General features: G+C 68.8%; 15 protein-coding genes. 13 read left to right on the top strand and 2 right to left on the bottom strand.

Going from position 1 to position 25,000, the window contains the following annotated elements:
- The first annotated feature begins 208 nt into the window (after nt 1-208).
- Complete coding sequence (locus ACFULQ_RS05020) at nt 209-2,665, top strand: family 78 glycoside hydrolase catalytic domain (protein WP_383538292.1); 2,457 nt, start codon at nt 209-211, stop codon at nt 2,663-2,665.
- Between the two features lie 63 nt (nt 2,666-2,728).
- Here ACFULQ_RS05020 and ACFULQ_RS05025 read toward each other — a convergent pair whose 3' ends face one another.
- A complete protein-coding gene (locus ACFULQ_RS05025) occupies nt 2,729-3,700 on the bottom strand; it encodes a LacI family DNA-binding transcriptional regulator (protein WP_383538294.1) in 972 nt (323 codons plus the stop codon).
- A gap of 164 nt (nt 3,701-3,864) precedes the next feature.
- On the opposite strand from ACFULQ_RS05025, the gene ACFULQ_RS05030 reads away from it, so the two are divergent.
- From ACFULQ_RS05030 to ACFULQ_RS05085, 12 genes are all read left to right on the top strand, one after another.
- Nucleotides 3,865-5,316, top strand: a complete 1,452-nt coding sequence (locus tag ACFULQ_RS05030; protein WP_383538297.1) for a hypothetical protein — start codon at nt 3,865-3,867, stop codon at nt 5,314-5,316.
- Entirely contained in the window at nt 5,313-5,720 is a 408-nt protein-coding gene (locus ACFULQ_RS05035) for a hypothetical protein (RefSeq protein ID WP_383538299.1), read from the top strand. Before ACFULQ_RS05030 ends, ACFULQ_RS05035 begins: the two co-directional genes overlap by 4 nt.
- Nucleotides 5,721-6,041: 321 nt before the next feature.
- Nucleotides 6,042-7,100, top strand: a complete 1,059-nt coding sequence (locus ACFULQ_RS05040) for a LacI family DNA-binding transcriptional regulator (RefSeq protein WP_383538302.1) — start codon at nt 6,042-6,044, stop codon at nt 7,098-7,100.
- Nucleotides 7,101-7,193: 93 nt separating this feature from the next.
- Nucleotides 7,194-8,606, top strand: coding sequence for an ABC transporter substrate-binding protein (locus tag ACFULQ_RS05045; RefSeq protein ID WP_383538305.1), 1,413 nt, complete (start codon nt 7,194-7,196; stop codon nt 8,604-8,606).
- Nucleotides 8,607-8,613: 7 nt separating this feature from the next.
- A complete protein-coding gene (locus tag ACFULQ_RS05050) occupies nt 8,614-9,606 on the top strand; it encodes a carbohydrate ABC transporter permease (RefSeq protein WP_383538308.1) in 993 nt (330 codons plus the stop codon).
- Nucleotides 9,603-10,484, top strand: a complete 882-nt coding sequence (locus ACFULQ_RS05055; RefSeq protein ID WP_383538311.1) for a carbohydrate ABC transporter permease — start codon at nt 9,603-9,605, stop codon at nt 10,482-10,484. The genes ACFULQ_RS05050 and ACFULQ_RS05055 overlap by 4 nt, the downstream gene beginning before the upstream one ends.
- A 42-nt stretch (nt 10,485-10,526) precedes the next feature.
- Nucleotides 10,527-12,032 (top strand): glycoside hydrolase family 32 protein, encoded by a 1,506-nt coding sequence (locus tag ACFULQ_RS05060; RefSeq protein ID WP_383538314.1) that lies wholly within the window; start codon nt 10,527-10,529, stop codon nt 12,030-12,032.
- The gene (locus tag ACFULQ_RS05065) at nt 12,029-12,973 is read left to right on the top strand and encodes a carbohydrate kinase (RefSeq protein ID WP_383538316.1); all 945 of its coding nucleotides are present in this window, start codon (nt 12,029-12,031) and stop codon (nt 12,971-12,973) included. The genes ACFULQ_RS05060 and ACFULQ_RS05065 overlap by 4 nt, the downstream gene beginning before the upstream one ends.
- 32 nt (nt 12,974-13,005) lie before the next feature.
- The gene (locus ACFULQ_RS05070) at nt 13,006-14,616 is read left to right on the top strand and encodes a glycoside hydrolase family 13 protein (protein ID WP_383538319.1); all 1,611 of its coding nucleotides are present in this window, start codon (nt 13,006-13,008) and stop codon (nt 14,614-14,616) included.
- Nucleotides 14,617-16,141: 1,525 nt separating this feature from the next.
- A complete protein-coding gene (locus ACFULQ_RS05075) occupies nt 16,142-22,381 on the top strand; it encodes a DNRLRE domain-containing protein (RefSeq protein ID WP_383538322.1) in 6,240 nt (2,079 codons plus the stop codon).
- Nucleotides 22,382-22,438: 57 nt separating this feature from the next.
- On the top strand, nt 22,439-22,660 hold the full coding sequence (locus ACFULQ_RS05080) for a hypothetical protein (RefSeq protein WP_383538325.1): 222 nt from the start codon (nt 22,439-22,441) through the stop codon (nt 22,658-22,660).
- A gap of 860 nt (nt 22,661-23,520) precedes the next feature.
- Nucleotides 23,521-23,835 carry a thioredoxin family protein gene (locus ACFULQ_RS05085; protein WP_350837810.1) on the top strand — a complete coding sequence of 105 codons (315 nt, stop codon included), beginning with the start codon at nt 23,521-23,523 and terminating at the stop codon, nt 23,833-23,835.
- 267 nt (nt 23,836-24,102) lie between these two features.
- Here the strand turns inward: ACFULQ_RS05085 and ACFULQ_RS05090 are convergent, their stop codons facing one another.
- Nucleotides 24,103-24,510, bottom strand: coding sequence for a hypothetical protein (locus ACFULQ_RS05090; RefSeq protein WP_383538328.1), 408 nt, complete (start codon nt 24,508-24,510; stop codon nt 24,103-24,105).
- Nucleotides 24,511-25,000 lie beyond the last annotated feature (490 nt).

Genomic DNA, 25,000 nt, shown 5'->3' on the forward strand with positions numbered 1-25,000 from the left:
TGTGGCCGGTCACCGGCCCTTCGCAGCGCAGGAAAAAGGCAGGCGATCAGCCATCTAAGACCAGTTAGAAACGTTTAAGTACGCCTATTGACTCGAAATGCGCCTCCTCACTAGCGTGCGCCGAAACGTTCCAACTCGGCGGAGCGCTGCGGGCCCTCGCGTGCCACGCGGCCCTGCCCGGCGGGTTCACTGACAAGGAGGGAATGGCATGCCTCTCAACAGGTCGGCCACGCGTCGGCAGGTAGTGGGTGCCGCAGCCGCGGCCGTAGTGCTCGGCATGATGAACCCCGCACGCAGCGCCGCGCTTTCCGGCGCCCCGTCGGCCACGGCCGTCGGTGCCGAGGACGGCTGGACGGCGCAGTGGATCGGGCGGGACACCCCGCCGGTGGCACCCGAGCTGGGCAAGCAGAACCCCGCGCCGCTGCTGCGCCGGAGGTTCGGGCTCGGCAAGCGCGTCGCACGAGCGGAGTTCAGCATCGTCGGACTGGGCTACTACGAGGCGTGGATCAACGGCCACCGGGTCGGTGACCAGGTCCTGGATCCGCCGCCGTCGGCTTACGGCCAGACCGCGTACTCGCGCACGTTCGACGTCACGAAGGCGCTGCGCGGCGGAGACAACGCCCTTGCCGTCACCTTGGGCCGCGGCTACCTCAGCACCCCGTCGACCACTCCGGCCACGATATTCGGCCTGTCAAAGGCCCCATGGACGCAAGAGCCCCGGCTTCTGGCCCAGTTGGACATCGTCTTCAGCGACGGCACCCGGCGCCGGGTCGTCAGCGACGACACGTGGAAGATCACCGACGGGCCGACCCTCGACGCGCTGTACTTCGGCGAACACTATGACGCCCGCCGGGCCAGACCCGGCTGGACCAGCCCCGACTACGACGACTCAGGGTGGGAAGACGCGCACGTGCAGCCGGCGCCCACCCAGCAGGTGGTGCCCGCCGACATGCCCCCGGTCAAGGTCACCGACACCTTCGGCCCCGTCAGTTCCACGCAGCTGAAGACCGGCACCCGGGTCTACGACTTCGGCCGCACGACGGCCGGCTGGGCGCGCATCACGGTCAGCGGCGCACCCGGAACGACGGTGACCCTCATCTACGGCGAGCAGCTCAACGACGGCGGCACCGTGTACCAGTCGGGCATGCTCGGACCTGCAGCGGTCAGCCACCTGGACACCTACACCCTGGGCGGCAAGGGGGTGCAGACGTGGGAACCCAGCTTCACCCGGCACGGTTTCCGCTACGTCGAGGTCTCCATCTCAACACCGCTGACCTCGTTCGGGATCGAGGCCCGCGTCGCGCACACCGCGGTGGCCTCGACCGGCCGCTTCGACAGCGCCAACCCGCTGCTGAACCAGATCCACGCCAACCAGCGTGCGTCGCTGCTGGACAACATGTGGGGCATTCCCACCGACACCCCCTGGCGGGACCGGCAGGGCTGGACCGCCGACGCCTACCTCTACCTCGACTCAGCAGCCCTCAACTTCGATGTCCAGGGCCTGTACCGCCAGTGGCTGCGGACGTTCCGGGAATCCCAGCGGGCCGACGGCAGCCTGCCGATCATCGCCCCGGACCCCGGCGGCCTACCCCTGTTCAACGACCCGTCCTGGTCGGGCACGTTGATCTCTTCTACATGGACCCACTACCAGCACTACGGCGATACCGCTGTCCTGTCCGACAACTACCAGGCCATGGCGCGCTGGCTCGACCTGATGGGCGCCGCCCTCGCCAAGATGGGCGGTCTCTACACCGGCTTCTCCTTCGGCGACTGGTCGCCGCCCGGCGCGGAGAACGCCGCCACGGTGGCGCTCAGGCCACCGGAGGGCTCCCTGCTGACCGCCAACGCCGACCTCTTCCACGAGGCCCGCCTCCTGGCCCGGATCGCGAAGGAACTCGGGAACTCGGCGGATGCCGCCCGGTTCGACGCCATGGCCGACGCCCTCGCCGAGAAGTTCAACGAGACCTTCCTCGACGCCGACGCGGGCGTCTACCGCACGAACGTGGACGCCGGCTACCGCCAGACGTCCAACCTGGTGGCCCTGGCCTACGGCCTGGTGCCCGAAGAACACCGGGACGCGGTCTTCGCCAATCTCGTCAAGGACGTCACCGAGCGAGGCAACCACCTCAACACCGGGGCCATCGGCACCAAGCTGCTGCTGCCGGTCCTGACCGAGAACGGTCGCGCCGACCTCGCTTACAAGATCGCCGCCCAGAGCGACTACCCCAGCTGGGGCTACTGGGTGAAGCAGGGCGCCACCACCTCGTGGGAGACCTGGTCTATGACCAAGAAGGACCTCTCGATGAACCATCCGTTCCTGGGCACCGTGGACGATTGGTTCTACCAGCATCTGGCGGGTATCCAGGCGGCTGCTCCCGGCTATGCCAAGGTGCTCGTCGCTCCGGTCGTGCCGGACGGCCTGCGGTACGCCTCCGCCCAGGTGGCCACCCCGCGCGGTGAGGTCAGCGCCGGCTGGCGCCAGGAGAGAGGTGGTCTGATCCTCACCGTGAAGGTGCCCGCGGGGACGCCGGCCGACGTCCGCGTCCCCCTGACGGACGGAACACGAGGCGTCACCGCGAGCCGGGGGGCGACCGTCGTGGAGCGGACGGACGGTTACGTCACCTACCGCGTGCGGGCCGGGACGCACGTCTTCCACGCGTCCTGACCGGGCATCGGGCCCGATGCCCGCCCCGTTGGCGGGCCCGGGCCCGATGCTTGGCTGGCTTGTTCACGTGGACAGGCGGACAACGACCTCAGCCGAAGCCGCACTCTCCCAGATTGTGCGGCCGAGCGGCGTCTGCTGACCGTTCAGCTCCGCCTCCAGCCAGGTATGCACACCTGCGAGACGGTCGGAATCGACCAGGCGTGTCGTGGTGAGCGCGGGCAGTGCCAAGCGGCCTTCCACGGTGTCCTCGGCCCCGATGACCGCCACATCCGCCGGGACCCGCCAGCCGAGATCCGCGGCCGCGGCCAATACGGCAAGTCCATGGCGGTCGTCGGCCGCGCAGATCGCCGCGCCCGGCGTCCGGGCCAGTGCCGACAGGGCCGTCACGGCGCGGGGCCGGTCGAGCGGCAGAGTGAAAACCACGGGCTGCGGCATCCCCCGCCGCTCGCACTCCTCCCGTACGCCCTTCAGCCGGTGCTCGGCCACCACGCGTCGGCTCGAAGGCTCAGGAAGCGCGTAGTGGACCGTTTGGAAACCGCGGTCCGCCAGGTGGGCCACCTGGGCGCAGCCGATTGCCCGCTCCCAGGGCCGGTCCGCCGCCTCCGGATCGGTCTCGACGGCGGGGAATCCGAAGACGTGCCGGGCTCCGGCGGCACGCATCTCCTCACAGGTGCGTGCCGTGACGAAGGCGAACAACGCGACACCGACAGGCTGCAATGCCGCGACCACTTTCACCGCCTCTGCCTCCTGCAGCAGGGTGTGCGTGACGACGGTGTAGCCGAGGCCGGACAAAGAATCGACGACCGCGCCGTTCCAACGCTCGCTGACATCCCCGACGAAGGTCGGGTCGAGGACCAACAGGACAACGTTCGAATGCCCGCGGCGCAGAGCGGTACCCACAGGGTTGCGCACATAGCCGAGCTCGGCGACCGCCGCGGCCACGCGTCGCTTCGTCTCCTCGCTGATCGTCTGGGACTCCTTGCCGTTCAGCACATAGCTGACCGTGGCCACGGAGACCCCGCTGAGCTTCGCCACGTCCCGGATCGTCGGACGGCGTACCCCGACACCCACTCGCCCAGCCCTTCCTCGACTTCAACCAGGGTATGCGCTGCTTAACGCCGTGGGTGCCGGGGCCAGCCGGCACTTGGTAGTGCAGCCATCACTGACGGCCGCCCAGCAGAGCGACAATGTGTGGTCACATGATGCTGTCCGGCTGGCTGGACAACGGACAGCATCAAACCCTGTCCATAACGGCCCGGCCCGATCCGCTGGCGGCACTCCACGCCCTGCTGGACGACTACCGCCGCCGCGGGCAGCCGCTGCCCGCGGCCCCGCCGAACCTGGCCCTTGCACGTCACCATCCCGAGACCTCCCCGAGCAGCAGCTACCTGGCCCGGCTGGTGGGTTTTCCCGAGCGCCGACTCGCAAAGGGCGCAGCGTCCCGGAGAATGATCGCCGAGGCTGCCCGCGAGCTCGGCGTGGACACCGACTGCCCCCTCACCCACGTTGTCCAAGGCCGGCTGGAGGGCAGCCCTTGGCTACAGCGCATCTCGTACTACGAGGCGGCCCGGCTGGAGCGGCTTTTGCAGGTGTCCTGCTGGACCGTGATCGCCTACCTCTCTGGCATGCGCGATTCGGAGATCAAGCACCTTCAGCGCGGCTGCGTCAGCGTGCAGCGTGACCCGGACGGCCAGATCTACCGATACCGGCTCAGCAGCCTGGCCTTCAAGGGCGAAGACGCCCACGGCGCCAAGGCCACCTGGGTCGTCACCGCCCCCGTCGCCCGCGCCGTCGCGGTCCTCGAGCGCCTCCAGCCGCAGGGCCAGTCCTACCTGTTCGCCAAACCGCCCAGCTCACCCAGCCACCGACAGCGCCAGGACGCGCACCATGTGCCGAACAGCAACACCACGAACCGCGACCTGGCAGCACTGATCACCTGGATCAACACCTACTGCGCCGCACACCACCGCCCGGACAGCATTCCCCAGGTCAAAGGGCAGATCCCGCATCTGACCACCCGGCAGTTCCGCCGCACCCTGGCTTGGTTCATCGCCCGCCGACCGGGCGGCACCATCGCCGGCGCCCTGCAGTACCGCCACCAGGGCATCCAGATGTTCGAGGGCTACGCCGGCACCAGCGACTCCGGCTTCCGCGACGAGGTCGAGGCAGAACAAGCCCTCGCCCGCGGCCAGTACCTCGTCGGCATGAGCACCGACAACGACCGGCTGGCACTGACCGGCCCGGCGGGCGCGGAGGCCGAAGAGCGGCTCGCCGAGTTCGCCCGCCACACCGTCTTCGACGGCCAGGTCGTCACGGACGAGGCTCGGCTGCGCCGCATCCTCGCCCGACACGACCCGCACCTGTACCCGGGCACCTTCATCACCTGCGTCTACAACCCCGACCGGGCCCTGTGCCACACCCCAACCGGCCCCACCGATACGCCGGCCCTGGCCGACTGCCAGCCGCTGGCCTGCCGCAACGCCGCCCTCACCCCCACCAACCGCTCCGCCGTGACCGACCACCTCGCCTCGCTGGACACCGCCCTCGCCGAAGGTGATCGCCTCGCCCCCTACGTCCGCCACCGCCTCGAAGCCCAGCGCCGCGACACTGCCGTCTTCCTCGCCCGACACGCCCCGGAGTCCCCGCCGTGAAACGTGCCCTGCCCGACGCCGACACCGTCAAGGCTGCTATCGACACCGTCCTGGACGAGGCGTCGGTGAGCGGACGGCGGCCGACCGTGACCGCCATCGAGCGGCATCTCGGCATTCCCCACGCCACCTTCCACCGCCACTACGCCGACCTGATCGACACCCACTTCCGGCCCCGGATCCCCGTGCCCCGCGCCGGGTTGCACACGGACCGGCCACAGACCGCCGCGGCGAAGGAGGAGAACCTCCGCCGGCTGCGGCAGGAGAACGCAGACCTGCGCCGAACCCTCGCCCTGTACGAGGAAGCCATCCGCCAACTCACCCTCGAAAACGGCGCCCTGCGCAGCGGCGCCACCGTCGTCCCCCTGCCTGCCCGTAGCCGAACCTCCCCACAAGCACGGACCTGACCTTGGGCCCAGTAGGGTCCGCCCAGCGCGAGCGGGGATGGTCGCGCGTAGATGTGACCGTGTGGCCCTGACTCCCCCCGATCGAGCCGATGCTCGCCGAGGCGAAGGACCTGCCTGCGGACGGCCGTCGGCCATGAGGTCGGCTCAGCACAGCAGGTCGAGGCTCTCCACCACGACACGTACGCAGAGCCGGGCGAGGACATGCTGCGGCCACGAGTTCGTAACGAGCCATTGACAGCGGCTTCGGCCGCAGGCACTCTCAGTGCACGCGGTTGGTGAAACGATTGGCCAACCCGGTTTCCACCACTTTGGGCAGGGGTTATGGCGCGCCGGATCGGGATCAAGGACGTGGCTGCGGCGGCAGGCGTGTCCGTCACGACCGTGTCGTACATCCTCAATCGCGTGGAGGGGAAGCGGGCCAGCGAGGAGACCCGTCAGCGCGTCTGGCAGGCCGCCGAGGAACTTGGGTACAAGCCGAACAACCTGGCCCGGGGGCTTCGCACGCAGCGGTCGCAGACCATCGGGTTCATCGGCGACGAGATCGCCACCACCCCGAACTCGGGCCGGATCATTCTCGGCGCGCAGGAGGCCGCGGCGGCTCAGGGCATGCTGCTGCTGCTGGTGAACACCGGCGGGGACCAGGACTTGGAGCGGCGCAGCATCGACATGCTGCTGCAGCGTCAGGTCGACGGCGTGCTGTACGCGGCGATGTACCACCGGGTCGTGGAACTCCCCGAGAGCCTGCGCTCGACGCCGACCGTGCTGCTGGACGCCCGCTGCGAGGACCCCTCGGTGCCCTTCGTGGTGCCGGACGAGGTCCAGGGCGGTCACACGGCGGTGCGTGAGCTGATCGAGCACGGGCACCGCAGGATCGGCATGACGGTCGGCGTCGACGACATTCCCGCGCTGCAGGGCCGTATCGAGGGCTATCGCAAGGCGCTGGAAGAGGCGGGCATCGCGTACGACCCCTCCCTGGTGGCCGCCGAGAAGGCGGAGGCCATCGGTACGCCCGCCGGGGACGCGGATGCCGGTTACCGTGCCGCGCGGCGCCTGCTGACACTGGCGGAGCGCCCGACCGGGCTGTTCTGCTTCAACGACCGCATGGCCGCCGGCGCCTACCGCGCGGCGGCCGAGCTGGGTCTGTCCATCCCCGGTGATCTGTCGGTGGTGGGCTTCGACAATCAGGAGCTGGTCTCGCAGACGCTGCATCCGAGGCTGAGTACGGTCCAGCTCCCGCACTACGAGATGGGGGCGCGGGCTGTCGCACAGTTGCTCGCGCTCACCGGAACGCCGGACTCGCCACCGGGCCCGGTCACGCAGGAGATGCTGCCTTGCCCGCTGGTGGCGCGGGCATCGGTCACTTCGCCGCCCCGGCTCTGAACCCGGGACGGCGAAGCACTCGCACAAAGACAGGCGGCCGCTGCAATCGGTCGTCATTCCTGTCTGTACTTGGAACACAGTGAGGGTACACGTATGTCCTCTGGGGACTTCAAGACTCAGCTCAGCCGCCGCTCTCTGCTCAGAGCGGGCGCCGCATCCGTCGCGGTGGCGGGCGTGGGCTCGTTGGCGGCCGCCTGCTCGTCCGGCTCCTCCTCCAGCTCGTCGGGCTCGAAGACGCTGAAGGTGGCGATCTTCACCGACCAGACGCAGGCGGACAAGATGCAGAAGGCGGCGGCGCAGTTCGAGGCCGCCCACAAGGGCGCGGCGGTGAAGTTCATCGGCACCACGGGCACCGACTGGAACGACTTCTTCAGCAAGCTGCTCACCCAGATCTCCGCGGGCAACCCGCCGGACGTGTGCTGTGTGGCGACCGAGGGCCTGCAACTGTTCGCGGCCAAGGGCCTGGCCGAGCCGCTGGACGACTACGTCAAGCGGGACGCGGCCGAGCTCAAGTCCTACTTCGCCGACGTCCATCCGGCGCTGGTCGAGGCGATGATGTACCAGGGGCACCTGTACGAACTGCCCACCGACTTCAACGCCGGCAACATGTTCTACAACACCTCCCTGTTCAAGAGCGTCGGCGTGGAGCGTCCGGCCGACGACTGGACCCGGGACGACTTCCACACCATCGCTAAGAAGATCTCCGCCAAGGGCGGCAACACGGTCGGCTACGACTGGGTCGTACGGCTGTGGGGCAGCTGGACGTCCTGGATGTACGCCAACGGCGGCAACCTGCTGACCGAGGGCAAGTGGGACGGCGGCGACTGGCTGTGGAACACCTTCTACCCGAACGACCCAGCCGCCTCCGGCCGCAAGGGCGGCTGGCGCTGGGGCGACCCGACCGCGAACTCCGCGCCCACCGTCGAGTCGCTGGAGTACCTGATCCAGCTGCAGAAGGAGGGCATCTCGCCCAAGCCGGACGTCGGCGGCGGCACCACCCTGCAGGGCCTGTTCGCCAGCAACAAGATCGGCACGGCCATCGGCGGCGGCTTCTGGGCGGGCGGCCTGCACAACGCGGGCATGGCGGATGACGCCTTCGACGTGCAGTACTTCCCCAAGTGGCAGTCACAGCGCCACCTGTTCGGCTCCGGCGGCTACGGCATCATGAAGTCCTCCAAGAACAAGGACCTCGCCTGGGAGTTCTTGAAGACCCTGGTGCAGCCGAAGAACATCGACCTGCTGATCCCGGGCAACGTCACCACCCCGGCCCGCAAGTCGATGCTCACGGCCGAGCGGTACGCCACCACCGGCCCCAAGCACTGGAACGTCTTCTACGACACCCTCACCAAGTTCCCCGAGACCGCGCCGATCCCGGCCCCGCCGTACTACCAGGCGATGGCCATCGCGCTGAACAAGCGCACCACGCAGGCGATGTCCTCGGGCAAGGCGAAGGCGGCTCTCGACGGGTTGCAGAGCGACCTCGAAACCGCCGCGAAGACGGGATGACCCGCTGATGTCCCAGCCTGTCCAAAGCCGCAGCCGCGCGTCCGCCCCGGCGGGCGCGCGGCCCGGCCGCCCCCCACAGCCGGCCGGCGACCCCGCGCTCGTGCGGCGCCGCGCCCAGGCCCGGCGCGCCCGCCGCGAGACGCTGTTCGGCTACGGGATGGTGTCGCTGTCCCTGCTCGTGGTCGTCGTCTTCACCGTCGGGCCGATCCTGGCCTCCTTCGTCCTCGCCCTGTTCAAGTGGGACGCCATCTCCGACCCGCAGTTCGTGGGCCTGGACAACTTCCGCACGCTCTTCAGCGACACGTCGGTCACGCACTCCCTTGTGGTGACCTCCGGCCTCGCCGTGATGATCGTCTTCCTGCAGGTCGTCCTCGGCCTGGGCCTGGCGCTGCTGGTCGCCCAGCGCGCCTCGAAGATCGTCCAGAACCTGTTCCGGGCGGCGTTCTTCCTGCCGATGCTGGCCTCAGCGGCGTCGATCTCGATCGTGATGGCGTACGTCTTCAACGACCAGTTCGGTGTGATCAACTACTACCTGGGCCTGCTGCACGTGCCCCAGGTGTCCTGGTTGAGCTCCACCGGCGGTGCGACGGCCACCATCGTGATCGTCGCCGTGTGGCAGCAGCTGGGCTTCACGTTCATCCTGTTCGTCGCGGCTCTCGGTTCTGTGCCGCAGGATGTCCTGGAGGCGGCGCAGATCGACGGCGCTTCCTCGGCGCGGATGTTCTGGCGGATCAAGCTCCCGCTGATCAGCCCGACTGTGCTGTTCGCGTCCACCGTGGGCCTGATCAACACCATGCAGCTGTTCGACCAGCCCTATGTGATGACCAAGGGCGGACCGGGCGACTCGACGTACACCACCGTGCTCCTCGTCTATCAAACGGCCTTCCAGAACCTGCAGTTCGGTTACGCCTCGGCCATCTCGGTGCTGCTGTTCGCCGTCCTGCTCGTCATCACGGCCGTGCAGTTCACGGTGAGCCGAAAGTGGGTGTTCTACGCATGAGTGCCATTCTCGACAAGCAGCCCGCGTCGGCCCTTCCCGCACCGCGCCGCCGTCGTCGTCGTGTCAGCGCCGGAAGGCTGCTGGCTCTTGCCGTGCTGATCGTGGCGGCCGTCCTGGTTGTCGCCCCGCTGGTGTGGGCTCTGTCCACCTCGCTGCGCACGCCGGCCACGAGCTTCGACCAGCCGCCGAAGTGGTTCCCCACGGATCCGATCTGGTCGAACTACCGGGCCGTGTTCGACAAGGTCCCCCTCGCCACGTTCTTCCTCAACAGCACGATCGTCACCGGGCTCATCGTGGCCGGCCAGCTCATCACCTCGACGATGAGCGGCTACGCGTTCGCCATGGTCCGCTTCCGCGGCAGCAAGCCCCTGTTCTGGGTCATCCTGGCGACCATGATGGTCCCGGTCCAGACGACCATCATCCCGGTCTTCCTGATCATCAAGTACCTGGGCCTGACCGACAGCCGCATGGCCCTGGTCCTGCCCGCGGTCGGCGGCGCCTTCGGCACCTTCCTGATGCGCCAGTACTTCCTGCAGATGCCCCGCGAACTCGGCGAGGCGGCACGGGTGGACGGGGCCTCGCACTTCCAGGTCTTCGCCCGTATCTACGCCCCCATGGCCCGCGCCCCGATGGCCACGCTGGCAGTGCTGACCTTCTCCGCCTACTGGAACGAGTTCTTCCGCCCGCTGATCTTCCTGCAGTCCACTGACAAGTTCACCCTCCCGCTCGGGCTGGTGAGCCTGCAGGGCAGCAACGGCACCGGCAGCGTCTCGATCGTCCTCGCCGGGGTGATCATCGCTCTGATCCCCAGCGTGCTGATCTTCCTGGCCGCCCAGCGGTACTTCGTCGAGGGAATCGTGTCCGGCTCCTTCCGCTGAGCCCTTCCCCCCGGCTCTTTGCACTCCCTGAAAGGCACGCGTGTGTCCACCGCGCCCTCCCACTCCCATGACGCCCACCGTCCCGTCGCGCACCTGCGCCCGCCGGCCAACTGGATCAACGATCCCAACGGGCTGGTCTTCCACGACGGCACCTATCACGTCTGCTACCAGTACAACCCCTACGGCACCCGGCACGCGAACATGCACTGGGGCCACTTCCGCAGCCCCGACCTGGTCAGCTGGGAACCCCTGCCGATCGCCCTGACCCCCACCCCCGGGGGCGTGGACGAGGACGGCTGCTTCTCCGGCAACGCCGTCTCCGACGGCGACCGCATCGTCGCCTTCTACTCCGCCTACCGCCGCGACCGCTGGGACCAGCCCGTTACCACCGCCACCTCCCACGACAACGGCCGCACCTTCACCCCCCGCGGCGACCTGCTCATACCCGAGCCGCCCGAAGGCACCACCATGTACCGCGACCCCTACGTGTGGCGCAACGGCAAAGGCTGGCGGATGCTGGTCGGCGCCTCCCTCGCCGACGGCCACGCCGCAGTCCTCCTTTATGACTCGCCCGACCTGGAAACCTGGACCTACCGGGGCCCCTTCCACACCGGCGTACCCGAGCCGGTCGGCCCGCCCGAGGCCGGCCTGCTCACCGGCGAGGGCTGGGAGTGCCCCCAATACCTCCCGGCGGCCGACGGCTCCGGGTGCGGTGCTCTCATCGTCGCGGCGTGGGACGACCACGACGGCCCCCGCTCCGTGCTCGCGCTGGCAGGCGACGAACGCGACAACGTTCTCCACCCCAGTGCGCCCCAACTCCTCGACCATGGCCCCGACTTCTACGCTCCCGCCCTGCTGCCTGCACCTGGCGGCCGATGGCTGCTGTGGGGCTGGTCCTGGGAGGCACGCCAGGAGGAGTGGTCGGATGCCGACGGCTGGGCCGGCATGCTCACCCTGCCCCGCGAGATCACGCTGACCGAGGACAGCCGTATCCACCAACAGCCTGCCGATGAACTCCTCTCGCTGCGCGGCCGGCACACCATCCACGCCACAGGACAGGTACCCGACCCCATTCCGGTGGCACTGGGCCAGGTCGGTCACAGCTTCGACCTCACCGCGCGCCTGGAAGCCACCGGCACCGCCGGCCTGCGCCTGATCACCGCCCCGGACGGCACCGAATACCTCGACATCCAGCTCGATGCCGATGCCGGCCAGTTGGTCGTCAACCGGGACCACGCCTCCCTCGACCCGCGCGCCCGCGGCGGCACCTACACGATCCCCTGCCCCACCGGGCAGCCCGTCGACCTGCGCGTCGTTGTCGACCACTCCATCGCGGAGATCTTCCTGTCCACCGGCGAGGCACTCACCGTGCGCTTCTACCCCGTCGGCGAACGGCACTTCTACCCGGTCCGAGATCACTGGCGTCTTGAAGCCCGCGCCACGCGGGGCGCACACCTCAATTTCACCGTCGACGTCTGGGAGCTGCAGCCGCTCCAGATCAAGGAATCAGCTGTCGCTGCTCCGAGCCGGAAAGGACGTACCTCATGACCACGGTCGTCATCGGCGAGGCCCTGGTGGACCTCGCCTGGCACACCGGCGGCGCCCACGTCGTCCCTCACCCCGGCGGCAGCCCCGCAAACGTCGCCGTCGGACTGCACCGCCTCGGCCAACCTGCCGCCCTCATGACCTGCTGGGGCGACGACCCGCCGGGCGACCTGGTCAGCGCACACCTGGACTCCATCGGCGTCACCGTGCACCGCCTGCCCAGCGCCTCCGGCCGCACCACCATCGCCCTCGCCTACCTCGACGACGCCACCGGCAGCGCCCGCTACGACTTCCTCGCCGCCTGGGACCCCCAGGACATCACCCTGCAGGAAGGGACCACCCTGGTCCACACCGGCTCACTCGCCGCCGTCGTCGAACCCGGGGCGACCCGCATCGTCGAGACCTGCCACGCGCACCGCAGCCACCCGGGACGGGCCGTCTCCGTCGATCTCAACGTGCGCCCCGCCGCCCTGCCCGACCGTGACGCCTACCGCGCCCGGGTCGAACGGCTGGTCGCCGCCGCCGACCTGGTCAAGGCCAGCGACGAGGACCTGGCCTGGCTCTACCCCGACCTCACCCCCGAGGCCGCAGCACGCGCCCTGCTCGCCCTCGGCCCGCGCCTGGCCGTCATCACCCGCGGCGCCCAGGGCGCAACCGCCCTCACCGCGCACCACGAGATCACCGTACCCGCGCCGCCGGTGCACGTCGTCGACACCATCGGCGCGGGAGACGCCTTCCAAGCCTGTCTCCTCGACACCCTCCTGCAGCCGGACGGCACCCTCCACATCCCTGCCACTGCCGCCGAACTGGAAAGCGCCCTGCGCCGGTGCGTCACCGCCGGCGCCCTCACCTGCGCCCGGGCAGGCGCACAACCACCCACCAGCGAGGAGATCACCGCGGCGCTGACAGCCGAGGACCAATCCCTCGCACCCACCACGCGATAAGTCCCTCCAAGCCCTCGTCAAAGGACCCCGCCATGTCCACCAACTCCCCCTGGTGGCGCAGCGCCGTCATCTACCAGGTCTACATCCGCAGCTTCGCCGACGGGAACGGCGACGGCGAAGGCGACATCGCCGGCCTGCGCTCCCGCCTGCCCTACCTCAAGTCGCTCGGCGTCGACGCCCTGTGGATCAACCCCTGGTACACGTCACCCATGGCAGACGGCGGTTACGACGTCGCCGACTTCCGTGCCATCGACCCGCTGTTCGGCACCCTTGCCGAAGCCGAGCAGCTCATCGAGGACGCGCACCGGCACGGAATCCGAATCATCCCCGACATCGTGCCCAACCACATCTCCGACCAGCACGTCTGGTTCCAGGCCGCCCTGACGGCGGGCCCCGGCAGCCCGGAGCGCGACCGCTTCATCTTCCGTCCTGGCTGCGGCCCCGACGGTGCCCAGCCGCCCAACAACTGGGTGTCCTGCTTCGGCGGTCCCGCCTGGACTCGCGTGCCCGACGGCGACTGGTACCTGCACCTGTTCACACCGCAGCAGCCAGACCTCAACTGGCAACACCCCGACGTGCACGCCGAGTTCGAGTCCATCCTGCGCTTCTGGTTCAGCCGGGGCGTCGACGGCTTCCGCATCGACGTCGCCCACGGCCTCATCAAGGACCCCGAACTGCCCGACCTGGCCGACAGCCAGACCCCGCACCCCCACTGGGATCGCGACGACGTTCACGCCATCTACCGCACCTGGCGCACGATCGCGGACGAGTACCCGGGTGAGCGCACCTTCGTCGCCGAAGCCTGGACCGACACCCCCGACCGACTCGCGGCCTACGTCCGCCCCGACGGCCTGCACACCGCCTTCAACTTCGACTTCCTCATGGCCAGCTGGGACGCCAAGGACCTGCGTGCGGCCATCGACGACTCCCTCACCATGCTCTCCTCCGTAGGCGCACCGGCCACCTGGGTGCTGTCCAACCACGACGTCATGCGCCACACCAGCCGCTACGCCCGCCAGAACGTCAAACGCTGGATACCCAACGTCCCCTACCTCCCCGACGGCGCCGCAGACCTGGACCTAGGCACCCGCCGCGCCCGCGCCGCGGCCCTCCTCATGCTCGCCCTGCCCGGCGGTGCCTACATCTACCAGGGCGACGAACTCGGCCTCCCCGAAGTCGAAGACCTGCCCGAGGCCGTACGCCAGGACCCCGTCTGGGAACGCTCCGCCCACACCAACCCCGGCCGCGACGGCTGCCGCGTCCCCCTCCCCTGGGCCGGACAGACGGCACCCTTCGGCTTCAGCCCCGAGAACGCCTCCGCCGCACCCTGGCTGCCACAACCAGCGAACTGGAGCGAGCGCAGCGTGGAGGCACAGACCGGCGATGAGACGTCCATGCTGGAGCTGTACCGCACCGCCCTGAAGCTCCGACGCGACCACCCCGCCCTCGGCGACGGCACCATGACCTGGCTCGACGCCCCCGCCGGCGTCCTCGCCTTCCACCGGGAACCCGGCTTCACCTGCGTGGTCAACCTGTCCACCGACCTCTACCGGCTCCCCGACCACACCGAGGTCCTGCTGGGCGGCGGCCCGATCACGGACGGACTCCTGGAACCGGACCACGCTGTCTGGCTCAAGGGCTAACCCTCCACCCCAGGGGCTACAGCCCCTCTCAGTTCGCCAGGGCCTCTCCGGTGTCACTCCCCGCCGACCGGAGAGGCCCTGGCTCATTGGACAACGGACACCTGCAAAACCTGTCCATAACTTCGGCTCGGCAGCACTGCCGGGCCGAAGATCGGGCACGGACACGGGAACGGTCACCATCGGTTCCGGCAGCGTCCACGTCACACCGGATCCCTTCCACCAAGAACTCCGATGCTGTCCTGCCCGTGACGACCTGATCCCGGTCGGCGGGATGGCGACGGCTCGGCAACATCTCCTGCACCAACCCTTGCGCCTTCTCCTGCACCGTCTCGTGCGACTTCTCTTGCGCGGGGCTCGGCAACGACGGGAAGTTTGGGCAGGTCAACCCAGCGTATGCGCGTGGTCGGGGGTCTGACATCCCCGTTGCGACCCCTTTCGCCCATGCCCTGACTGAGTCGAGGAGGAGGGAGGGCAGGCTGGGCGGCGCGGACGCGGCCGGGGATCAGGGCGCGTGCTCGCCCTGTTGCGCGTCGGCTCCGCCGCCGCGCCGCCGTGTGCAGCATTTCCCAGCACGCACGGGAGGCCCGAGACCTCGCCCATTCGAGGGAATCGGTGGCTGGTGTCTTCGGCCGGTGCGCTCGCGCCGGTTAGCATCCTGCCCGGCTAGTGCGTACTGCCGATCACCGCCTGCTTCCGGAGCCACGCCGCCAGACGCGGGGGTCAAGGTCCTGCGGGGCCCGCTCTGTTCCGTTCTGCGTTCCGTCGTATCCACGGCAGTCGTACGAGCCGGGGTCGGGGGCGGACGACGCCGAAGGGAGTAGGGCCGTGCGTCCAGCCGGTGCGTTTCTCCTTGACCTCAGCTCAGGTCAAGGAGAAACGCACCGCCTCCGCCTCGCCGACTCCACCGCACCACTGTCGGCGGCCGGGACTCTCGGAGGAGGCGTCCGGGGCCGGGACGAGTCCGGTGTGCTGTGCCCATCGGAAGGCGGTGTGTCTGCGACCACCTAGGGGGTCAACGGCAAGTCCACCCTCACCTCCGGCAAACTCAAGCGCCGCCACTGTGGAGGCCGACTTCTGCGCGGCTGCTTTGGGGTCGGGCCGGGAGGGACCATGGTGCCCGACGGTACGTGACGTGCCGTCAAGAATGGTTTCTTCTGAATTGCGTCCTATTTCTCCCGTATCCCGTAAAGGATTGATCAAGGTCGCCGCCGTGGCGACCGTGCGGGCAGCCGCGATCGCCTGGCGAAGCAGGGCCGTATGTACATATTTGTAACCCCTGTCGAACTGCTGACGGTGAGTCACCAAGTGTCTCCTTGTGGAGATTTTTGCGCCTGCTTGACGATGTGAACAGGAGTCACAAAGTCCCCATGTGTGGGCGATGTAAAGATCTGCCGTCGTTGCTTCACCAGCAGAAAGATCACGGGGGTTGTCCGTGCGTAGCAGATCACGGTCCGGCAGATTCGGCAGAGGCGGTCGATCGGGCGGTACACGCCGTTCGTCGTCTCGCATACGCGCGATAGGGTTGGTGGCCGCCGCCGTCCTCGTTGCCGAAGCTGCTCTCACCCTCGCCGACACCGGCGCGGCGGTGGCTCTCCCGGACGACACCGCCACCTCCGCCGCAGCGTTGACCGCATCGGCGGACACTCACTACGGCGCCGCCGAAGCCAAGGACCCCACCTCGGCCCTCCTGATGGCCCGGCTGCAGGACCGAAAGATCGAGGTCTTGTCAGAGCGGACCAGCGACTCCACGACCTACGCGCTGCCCGACGGCAGCATGCAGACCGCGGACTACGCCGGGCCGATCCGCGTGAAGCAGGACGGCGACTGGCACGACATCGACACCGACCTCTCCGACACCGGCCCGGACCTGGAGCCGCAGGTGGCCGCAGCGGACATCGCGGTGTCGGACGGCGGTGACACCACCCTCGCCTCGGTCACCAAGGGGTCGGATTCCTTCGGCCTGGGCTGGGCGGACAAGCTCCCCACCCCGACAGTGAAGGACGACACCGCCTCCTACGACCTGGGCGACGGGCAGACCCTCTCGGCGACCGCGCTCGCGCAGGGCTTTTCCGAGAACATCACCCTGGACAGCCGCCCGTCCGACAAGACGGTCAGCTACCGCATCCCCATGCGGCTCAAGGGCCTGACCCTGTCCCAGGCCGACTCCGGACATCTGCTGCTTAAGGACGGCGGCGGCAAGCTGGTCGCCGAGGCGCCCGCGCCGATGATGTGGGACGCGAGCAAGGACCCGGCCTCCGGTGAGTCCGCTCACCAGGAGCAGGTGGCGACGAAGGTCGAGACCGCCGACGACGGCTCGCAGACTCTCGTCCTGACCCCGGACGCCGGCTTCCTCGACACGGCCACCTACCCGGTCACCGTCGACCCCACCTCCACCCTGGCCGTCACCACCGACACCTGGGTGCAGACCCCGGACTACCCCGACTCCCAGGTCTCCTCGCAGGAACTCAAGTCGGGCACATACGACAGCGGCACCGACATCGCCCGCGCCTACCTGAAGTTCGACGTCTCGAAGTTCGCCGGTACGCACATCACCTCGGCGACGATGAAGCTGTACAACTACTACTCCTCCACGTGCTCCACCTCGGGTGCTGAGACCCAGGCCCGCCGGATCACTGCCACCTGGTCCTCGACGTCAGTGACCTGGGCGGCCCAGCCGTCCACGACCACGACCGGCATGGCGACCAACACCGGTCACTGGGGCTACTCCTCGTCCTGCCCGGCTGCCTGGTCGAACTGGAACATGCAGTCGATGGTGCAGGCCTGGGCGGATGGTTCCACCAACTACGGCATCCAGCTGCGCAGCGCCGACGAGACCGACGCGACGACTTGGCGCCGTTTCCGGTCGGCGAACTACACCACCTCTGGGTACGCCCCGCAGCTGGTCGTCACCTACAACTCCTACCCGGCCAAGCCGACGTCCGTCGCCGTGTCCCCCTCCGCGGTTAACGCCTACAGCGGCAAGCGGTACGTGACGACATACACGCCGACCCTGTCCGCGAAGGTCTCCGACCCGGACGGCTCCACCGTCAAGGCCCAGTTCGAGATCACCAACGACCCGGCCTACTCGGGCGAGACGTCGTACTCCTACACCGCCACCTCGTCCTCCGTCGCCTCCGGCGGCACCGCCACGTTGGCCGTCCCGAGCGCGAGCCAGCTGGCAGCCGCGCATCTGCGGCTGCGGGTGCGTGGCTACGACGGCACGGACTACGGCGCCTGGTCGTCGTACGTCTTCTTCGTCCCGAACGTGGCCAAGCCGAACCCGCCCACGATCTCCTGTTCCCCCTACTCTTCCGGCAGTTGGACGGACAAGTCGAGCAGCGGCGCGACCTGCACGCTGTCCACGACCTCCACCGACGGCGCCGGCTACCAGTGGGGTCTGGACGACAAGGCCGTGCCCAACAGCGCGCTGGACACCACCGACGGCAACGGCGGCCAGTCGCAGACCATCACCGTCAATCCGGGCAACGGCTGGCACACCCTGTACGCGCGGACCATCGACTCCGGCGGCAACATCTCCACCTCCACCACCTCCTACGCCTTCGGCGTCGGCAAGGCGGGGCTCGCCTCCCCTGTCACGGGTGACACCACCGACGACGACGTGACCCTGTCGGCCACCCAGTCCGGGGCCTTCACCGGAGTGACGTACCAGTACCGGATCGGCGACAGCGTCGCCTGGCAGCCGATCCCGGTGACCTACGTGACCAAGAGCGGCGGCTCGGCGCTCTCCTCCTGGCCGCTCTCCTTCTCCGCCACCGCGAACCCCGACGACCTCACCTGGGCGGCGACCAGCCAGCTCACCGACGACGGTCCGGTGCAGGTGCGGGCGCTGTTCACGGACGGCACCAACACCTACGGCACCGACGCGGCCACCGTTACCCTCGGCGCCAAGGCCGACAACGCGACCATCAGCGCCATCGGTCCCGGCACGGTCAACCTGCTCACCGGAGACTTCTCCCTCGACGCCACGGACGCCGGCGCGTTCGGCACCGCCGTCACCCGCACCTTTTCCTCCCGCGAGCCGCTTGCCGGGGCAGGCCAGCCGGGACAGGTCGCGGTCTTCGGCCCGAACTGGACATCCGGGATCACCGCGTCCACCTCGGACTGGACGTACATTCGCGCGACCTCGACCACCTCGGTCGCCGTCGTGGACGCCGACGGCGGCCAGACCGGCTTCACCCTCAACGCCTCCGGTGGCTGGACCCCCGAGCCGGGCGCCGAGAATCTCACCCTGACCCTCGCCGGCGACACTTACACGCTGAAAGACTCCGGCGGCAGCGTCACCACCTTCGCCAAGGTCGCCGGCACCGCCTCGACGTGGCAGGTGAAGACCTCATACACGGTCAACAACTCCTCCGCGAACACCACCACCGTGTCCTCGCGGGCGGTCACCCTCTCCGACGGGAGGATCCTGGCCGAGCCGCAGTACGTCATCGCGCCCACCAGCGCGGTCAGCTCCGCAGACTGCATTTCTGACCCCTCCAAGGCCTACTGCCGGGTCCTGGAGTTCGTCTACGCCTCCGGCACCACCGCGACCTCCACCGCGTTCGGTAACTACGCCGGACAGGTACAGCAGATCAAGCTGTGGGCCACCGCCCCCGGCGGCACAGCCTCGACTTCGACGCCCATCGCCCAGTACGCCTACGACACCTCGGGCCGCCTCCGTGAGGCATGGGACCCGCGCCTTGGCACCCCGCTGAAGACGGCCTACACCTACGACAGCGCAGGCCGGGTGGCCACCGAGACCGACCCGGGCGAACTGCCCTGGACCTTCACCTACGACAAGGTCGGTACCAACGGCGACGCGGGCGACGGCATGCTGGTGTCCGCCTCCCGCCCGACCCTGAAGCCGGGCACCGCGTCGACCACCGACGCCACCGCCACCACCAGCGTGGTCTACGACGTCCCGGTCTCCGGAACGTCCGCCCCGAACAAACTGGATCCGGCCACCACCGCCACCTGGGACCAGCACGACAACCCGGTCTACGGCGCCGCCGTCTTCCCCGCCTCCACCACCACCCCGTCCTCCCACAATGGCGCTGACCTCGGCTCCGGCGCATACACCACCGCGACGATCAGCTACCTCGACGCCAACGGCCGCGAGGTCAACACCGCCGTGCCCGGCGGCCACATCGCCACCACCGAGTACGACACCGACGGCAACGTCACCCGGGAACTGACTGCGGGCAACCGTGAGCTGGCTCTCGGCACAACGAACAGCTCCGACCCCAGGCTCGCAGGGGCCATCGCGGGCGCGAGCAGCACCGCGAGCGCGTCCGAGCTGCTTTCCACGCTCACCGAGTACACCACCGCCACGGATGGCGTGTCCCTGGCCTCAGACGTCTACGAGCCGCTGCACACTGTCACGCTCCAGCACGCCCTCCCCGGCGGCACGAGTGGCGCCGACCTGGCTGCCGGTACCGAGACCCTGGCCCGCGCGCACACTGTCTACGCCTACGACTCAGGCCGTCCGAGCGATGCCACGGTCTCCGACCTGCTGACCTCGACGACGGTGGGCGCGAGCGTCTTCGGTTACCCGTCTGACGGCGACATATCCAAGGACACCAGCACCTACGACTGGTCGACGGGCCTTCAGCTGACCTCGGTCACCGACCCCTCCGGCCTGGCTCTCACCACCACCTACAGCTACGACGGCGACGGCAACCTGCTGTCCGCCACCGGCCCGAACAAGAACTCCACCACCCAGACCGTCACCACCTACTGGTCGGCGACCGGCTCCGGCACCTGCCAGGGACGCCCCGAATGGGCGGGCCTCACCTGCCGGGTGGCGCCCGGCGCCGCCATCACCGGCGGCGGATCGAACCCCACCGAACTGGTCACCAAGTCCTACGCCTACGACCGCTTCGGTGAACCCGTCACCGTCACCGAGACCGCCAACGGCTCCACCCGGACCACGGCGTACACGCGAGACGCGGCAGGCCGGGTCATCAAGAAGGCGATCAGCGGCGGACAGGGCACGGCCACCCCGGACACGACGTACACCTACGACGCGTCCACCGGCCTGCTCTCCACCCAGACCGCCAACTCCCAGACCATCACGCACACCTACGACAGCCTCGGCCGCCAGATCTCCTACGCCGACGGCTCCGGCAACACGACGACCACCGCGTATGACACCCTGAACCGCCCGGCCACGGTCACGGACTCGGTGCCGTCGACGACCACCTACACCTACGACGCCACCACCGGCTACCCGGCCAAGGTCACCGACTCCGTCGCCGGAACCTTCACAGCCACCGGCTACGACGCCGACGGCGACCTCACCGCCGAGACCCTGCCCGGCGGCTACACCCTCATCCAGGACTACAACACCGTCGGAGCACCCACAGGCCGCACCTACACCGACTCCTCCAGCACCACCGTCCTCGACGACCAAGCCGACTACACAATCCTGGGCACCGAGGCCGGCCACGTGGAGAACAACGGCGCGCCCACCGACACCGGCTACACCTACGACGCGGCAGGCCGGCTCACCCAGGCCCAGGACGACACCGGCGCGACCTGCACCACCCGCGCCTACACGTTCGTGTCCTCTACGAGCTGGGACCGCACCAAGCTCACCACGGACGCCAGCACGACGGACTGCGCCGACACCACGGCGACCACCACGTCGACGGCGACGCACACCTACGACAGCGCCGACCGCATCACGGACACCGGCTACACGTACGACGCATTCGGCCGCACCCTGACCACGTCCAACGCGGCGCTCACCTATTACACCAACGATCTGGCCCGCAGCGAGGCGACCAGCACCACCAGGCAGACCTGGACCCTGGACGCCGACCACCGCCAGGCTGTCACGGCCAACGCCACCAGCACCGACGGCGGCACCAGCTGGACCACCGGCACGACGGCGACCAACCACTACGCCGACGACACCGACAGCCCGGCCTGGACCGCCGACTCCTCCGGCACGATCACCCGCTCGGTCCTGGACCCGGCCGGCGCCCTGGGCGCGACGACCTCCGCAAGCGGTGCCATCACCCTTCAACTCGCGGACCTGCACGGCGACATCGCAGTCACCCTGGCCACCGCCACCACAACCGCCACCGCCTACTCCTACGACGAGTACGGCAACACAACGAACACCTCACGCTACGGCTGGCAGGGAAGCTCCCGCCTCGCGAGCGACACCCCCACCGACCTCACCCTCATGGGCCTGCGCCTCTACAACCCCACGACCGGCCGCTTCCTCCAGACCGACCCCGTCTCGGGCGGCAGCGCGAATCCGTACGACTACTGCAACGGCGACCCGGTCAACTGCGCCGACACGAACGGCCAGTGCCCGTCATGGAAGCACCCGATCAAGAAGGCCGCGTGCAAGGCGGCCGTCTGGGCCACCGAATACGGCATCGAGGCAGTCGGCGAGGTCTTCTGCGGGGCCGTGGCCACCGTCGTCTTCGCCCTGTGCAGCGCGATCGTCACCGGACTCTCCGCCGCAGTGTCGTACTACGTCGAAACACGCTGGGACGGCGGCTTCTCCTGGGGCGAGGCGATCAGCAACTTCGTCATCGCCGCTTTCGCCGGGGGAGTCCTCGGTGGAGCCACGATGAAATTCCTGAAGAGCAGCACCGGAAGAAGGTTCCTCCGCAAGACCAGATCATTCCTGGCCAGAGCAGCGGAGACAGTGGAAACGAAGGTTGCCAACAAGGTCGGCCTGCACCTCCACCTCTCGGGTCTGGTGACCAGGATCACCAACGTGGTCAAGGAGAGGCTGGGCTAGAAAGATATGGAGAAGCCAGACAAAACCGGTAGGCCAGAGATGACTGTGAAGGCAGAAATGACAACAGAGTCGGATGAGAAGAAGCGAGGGTTCTCGCTGCTGCGATTCACCCTCATGCTGATCGCCATCGCGCTCGCCCACTTCGCGACCGCTGTCGCCTTCGGCCATTCCGTCACGAGTGCTCTGGCGACCTTGGCCGAGGACACGGTCATGCTCATCGTCGTGGTTTCGGCGGTCGCCTACATCAGGACCAGGATGCGGCGGAAAGCACAGAGCTAGCTTCAGCCAAGGCGGCATCGGGGCGACGGCCGCGTGCCGTATACATCGCTCCGACGTGGCCCTACCCAGATGTGCGGCCCGACACGGCACTACTGGGGCGGGCAGGGTCGTCCTGCCTGGCCCCGCTGCTGGGTCAGCGTGACTGGACCCAGGGACCGCTGTACGCACGGCGCCGCGGACCGCGGTCGCGGCCCCCGTCGGCCTCGTACGCGAGGCTCAGCGCCCAGCGTGTGCGGACTGCACTCCGGATGGACGGTGGTGCGCATCGTAGTGCGCACCGAATGGACGGTGGTGCGCACTGGATGGGCGCACCACCGCACCAGCGCGCACTCACCCGGTGCGGTGGTGCGGTCAGCGGTGGAGAGCCACCACGTTCTCCACCACCGCGCAGGCCCGCGCCACCTGTGGCTTTATTCACGAGAACGAACAGCAGATGTTCACCACTTCGGGAGGCAGTTCAGGGCGTTCAGCAATCGAGCACTGAGCTGCGGGAGGATCCTACGAACAGGAGCGCCCTTCGTGGGGCTTGTGCCGCACGAACGCACCCCGCGTGCTCGGCTGTCGAGGCGAATCACGGCCCGTCTATTCGGGTGGTACAGCGCGGTTCGGCCCCGCGTCGTTCCAGGTGAACCGGTACGCGTTGACCACGTGAACACCAACACGCACACCCCCCGCCCGGCACCGCCCCGCTGGCGCCGGCTGTGCCGGACCGCCGCCGCCGTCCTGGGCGTGACTCTCGCCGCAGCACAGTCCGTCAGCGCGTCACCGGCCACATCCCGCCCCGCGAACCAGGAAGCGCCAGCCAGGGCGGCGCAGCAGGCAGGCATCGAAGCTCCCGCCGTACACGTCGGGGAGGGGCTGTGATCAAGGTGACTAGCACCGAGCACTACGGCGAGCTGCTCAACGCGGAGCCGAAAGTCATCGCCATGTTCACGGCCAACTGGTGCGCGCCCTGCAAGGCCATCACGCCCGAATTCGAGTCCCTCTCAACGCAGTACGAGACCGTCGCTTTCCTGTTCATCGACATCGACATCAACGAAGAGGTGGCCGAGCAGTACGGCGTCTCCGGCCTGCCCATGTTCCTCACCTTGCGGAAGGGGCAACAGATGGACACCCTCAAGGGGGCCAACGATGTGGCGCTCCGCCGGATGGTTCGGGTATTTGCCGCGTCCTAAGCCCGCACCTCCCCCGACCCTCGCCGAACTCAACGACCTGACCGGTAGCTCTGTTCACGAGAACAAACATCCCCCGCACCTAGCTTGGATCACGGCTCTGGCCAACGATCAGGAAGACTCCTCCCGTAAGGGACCGCCTTCCCACGGCCCCGCCGCTCCCCAGCGGCGGGGCCGCATGGCTTTCAGGACTGACAGAGCATGCGCCGCAGGTCGACGTTCGATTCCGCTCCGGCTTCGGCGCCTTCCAAACTGGCGAATAAACGCTGCTCAAACTCGCGAGCAAAGCCACACCTGTGCATCGCGCAGCGCACGTAGAGCTGGCACGACGTCCTTCGGTGCGTCGGCGAGGACCTGGCCGACGAAGTGCGCGATGGTGCAGGCGATCCCCGGCGCGGCAGCCGCGGGGGCGTGCGTGGCCCACTGGCTGATCGCCATCAGATAGATGACGCCGACCTCGTCCACGACGAAGGAGTCAGCGCAAGGCTCGGTGTCGTCGGACAGCGCGGTCACGGGGAAGACGATGCGTTCCGCGATGGCCGACAGCAGCCCTGGTAGCTGCTCCACCTCGGGCACGAGCCGCGCCGCCGTGGCGTCGTCGCCGGCCGCCACGGCCAGGACGTAGTCGAAGCCGAGCTGGACCAGTTGCGGGGGCAGCGAGGGAACGATCGGGGACATGGACAGCTCCTGACGTACGGTCACCGTGCCGGACAGGGCAACATCCCCGCAGCGTCAGCCCGCCGGCCTGTGGACAGAGGACAGAGGACAGAGAACTCTCCACCCTGAGCCGGAACGGGCGAACCAGGGCTGCAAGGGCCAAAGCGGGCCCCTTGACCAAGGCGGTCGGCCCGACCACGAGCCCCACCATGACCCCTTGTCCAGGTCTGCAACCGCCCTGACCGCGGCCACGTTTCTCCTTGACCACGGCTGCTACCGGTCACGGTCAGACCGCGGACAAGGGGGTCACCTGCACGCTGCTCCCTCAAGTCCCCGCCCACCAGGGCGGCCTGAAGCGAAGGAGCCGCCGCGATGACCACGCACCGACCCCTGGCAGGCGCCCGCCCCGACCACAGGCCCGACCACCACCGGGCAGGCCGCCGCGGCCTCCTGCCGTCGGCGCCTGCGATCCCACTGCCGTACCCACTTCCGTGCCCGGGACGAGCGCGGA

Origin of the sequence: Streptomyces sp. NPDC057253 (assembly GCF_042669125.1) — a bacterium.
Lineage (GTDB): Bacteria > Actinomycetota > Actinomycetes > Streptomycetales > Streptomycetaceae > Streptomyces.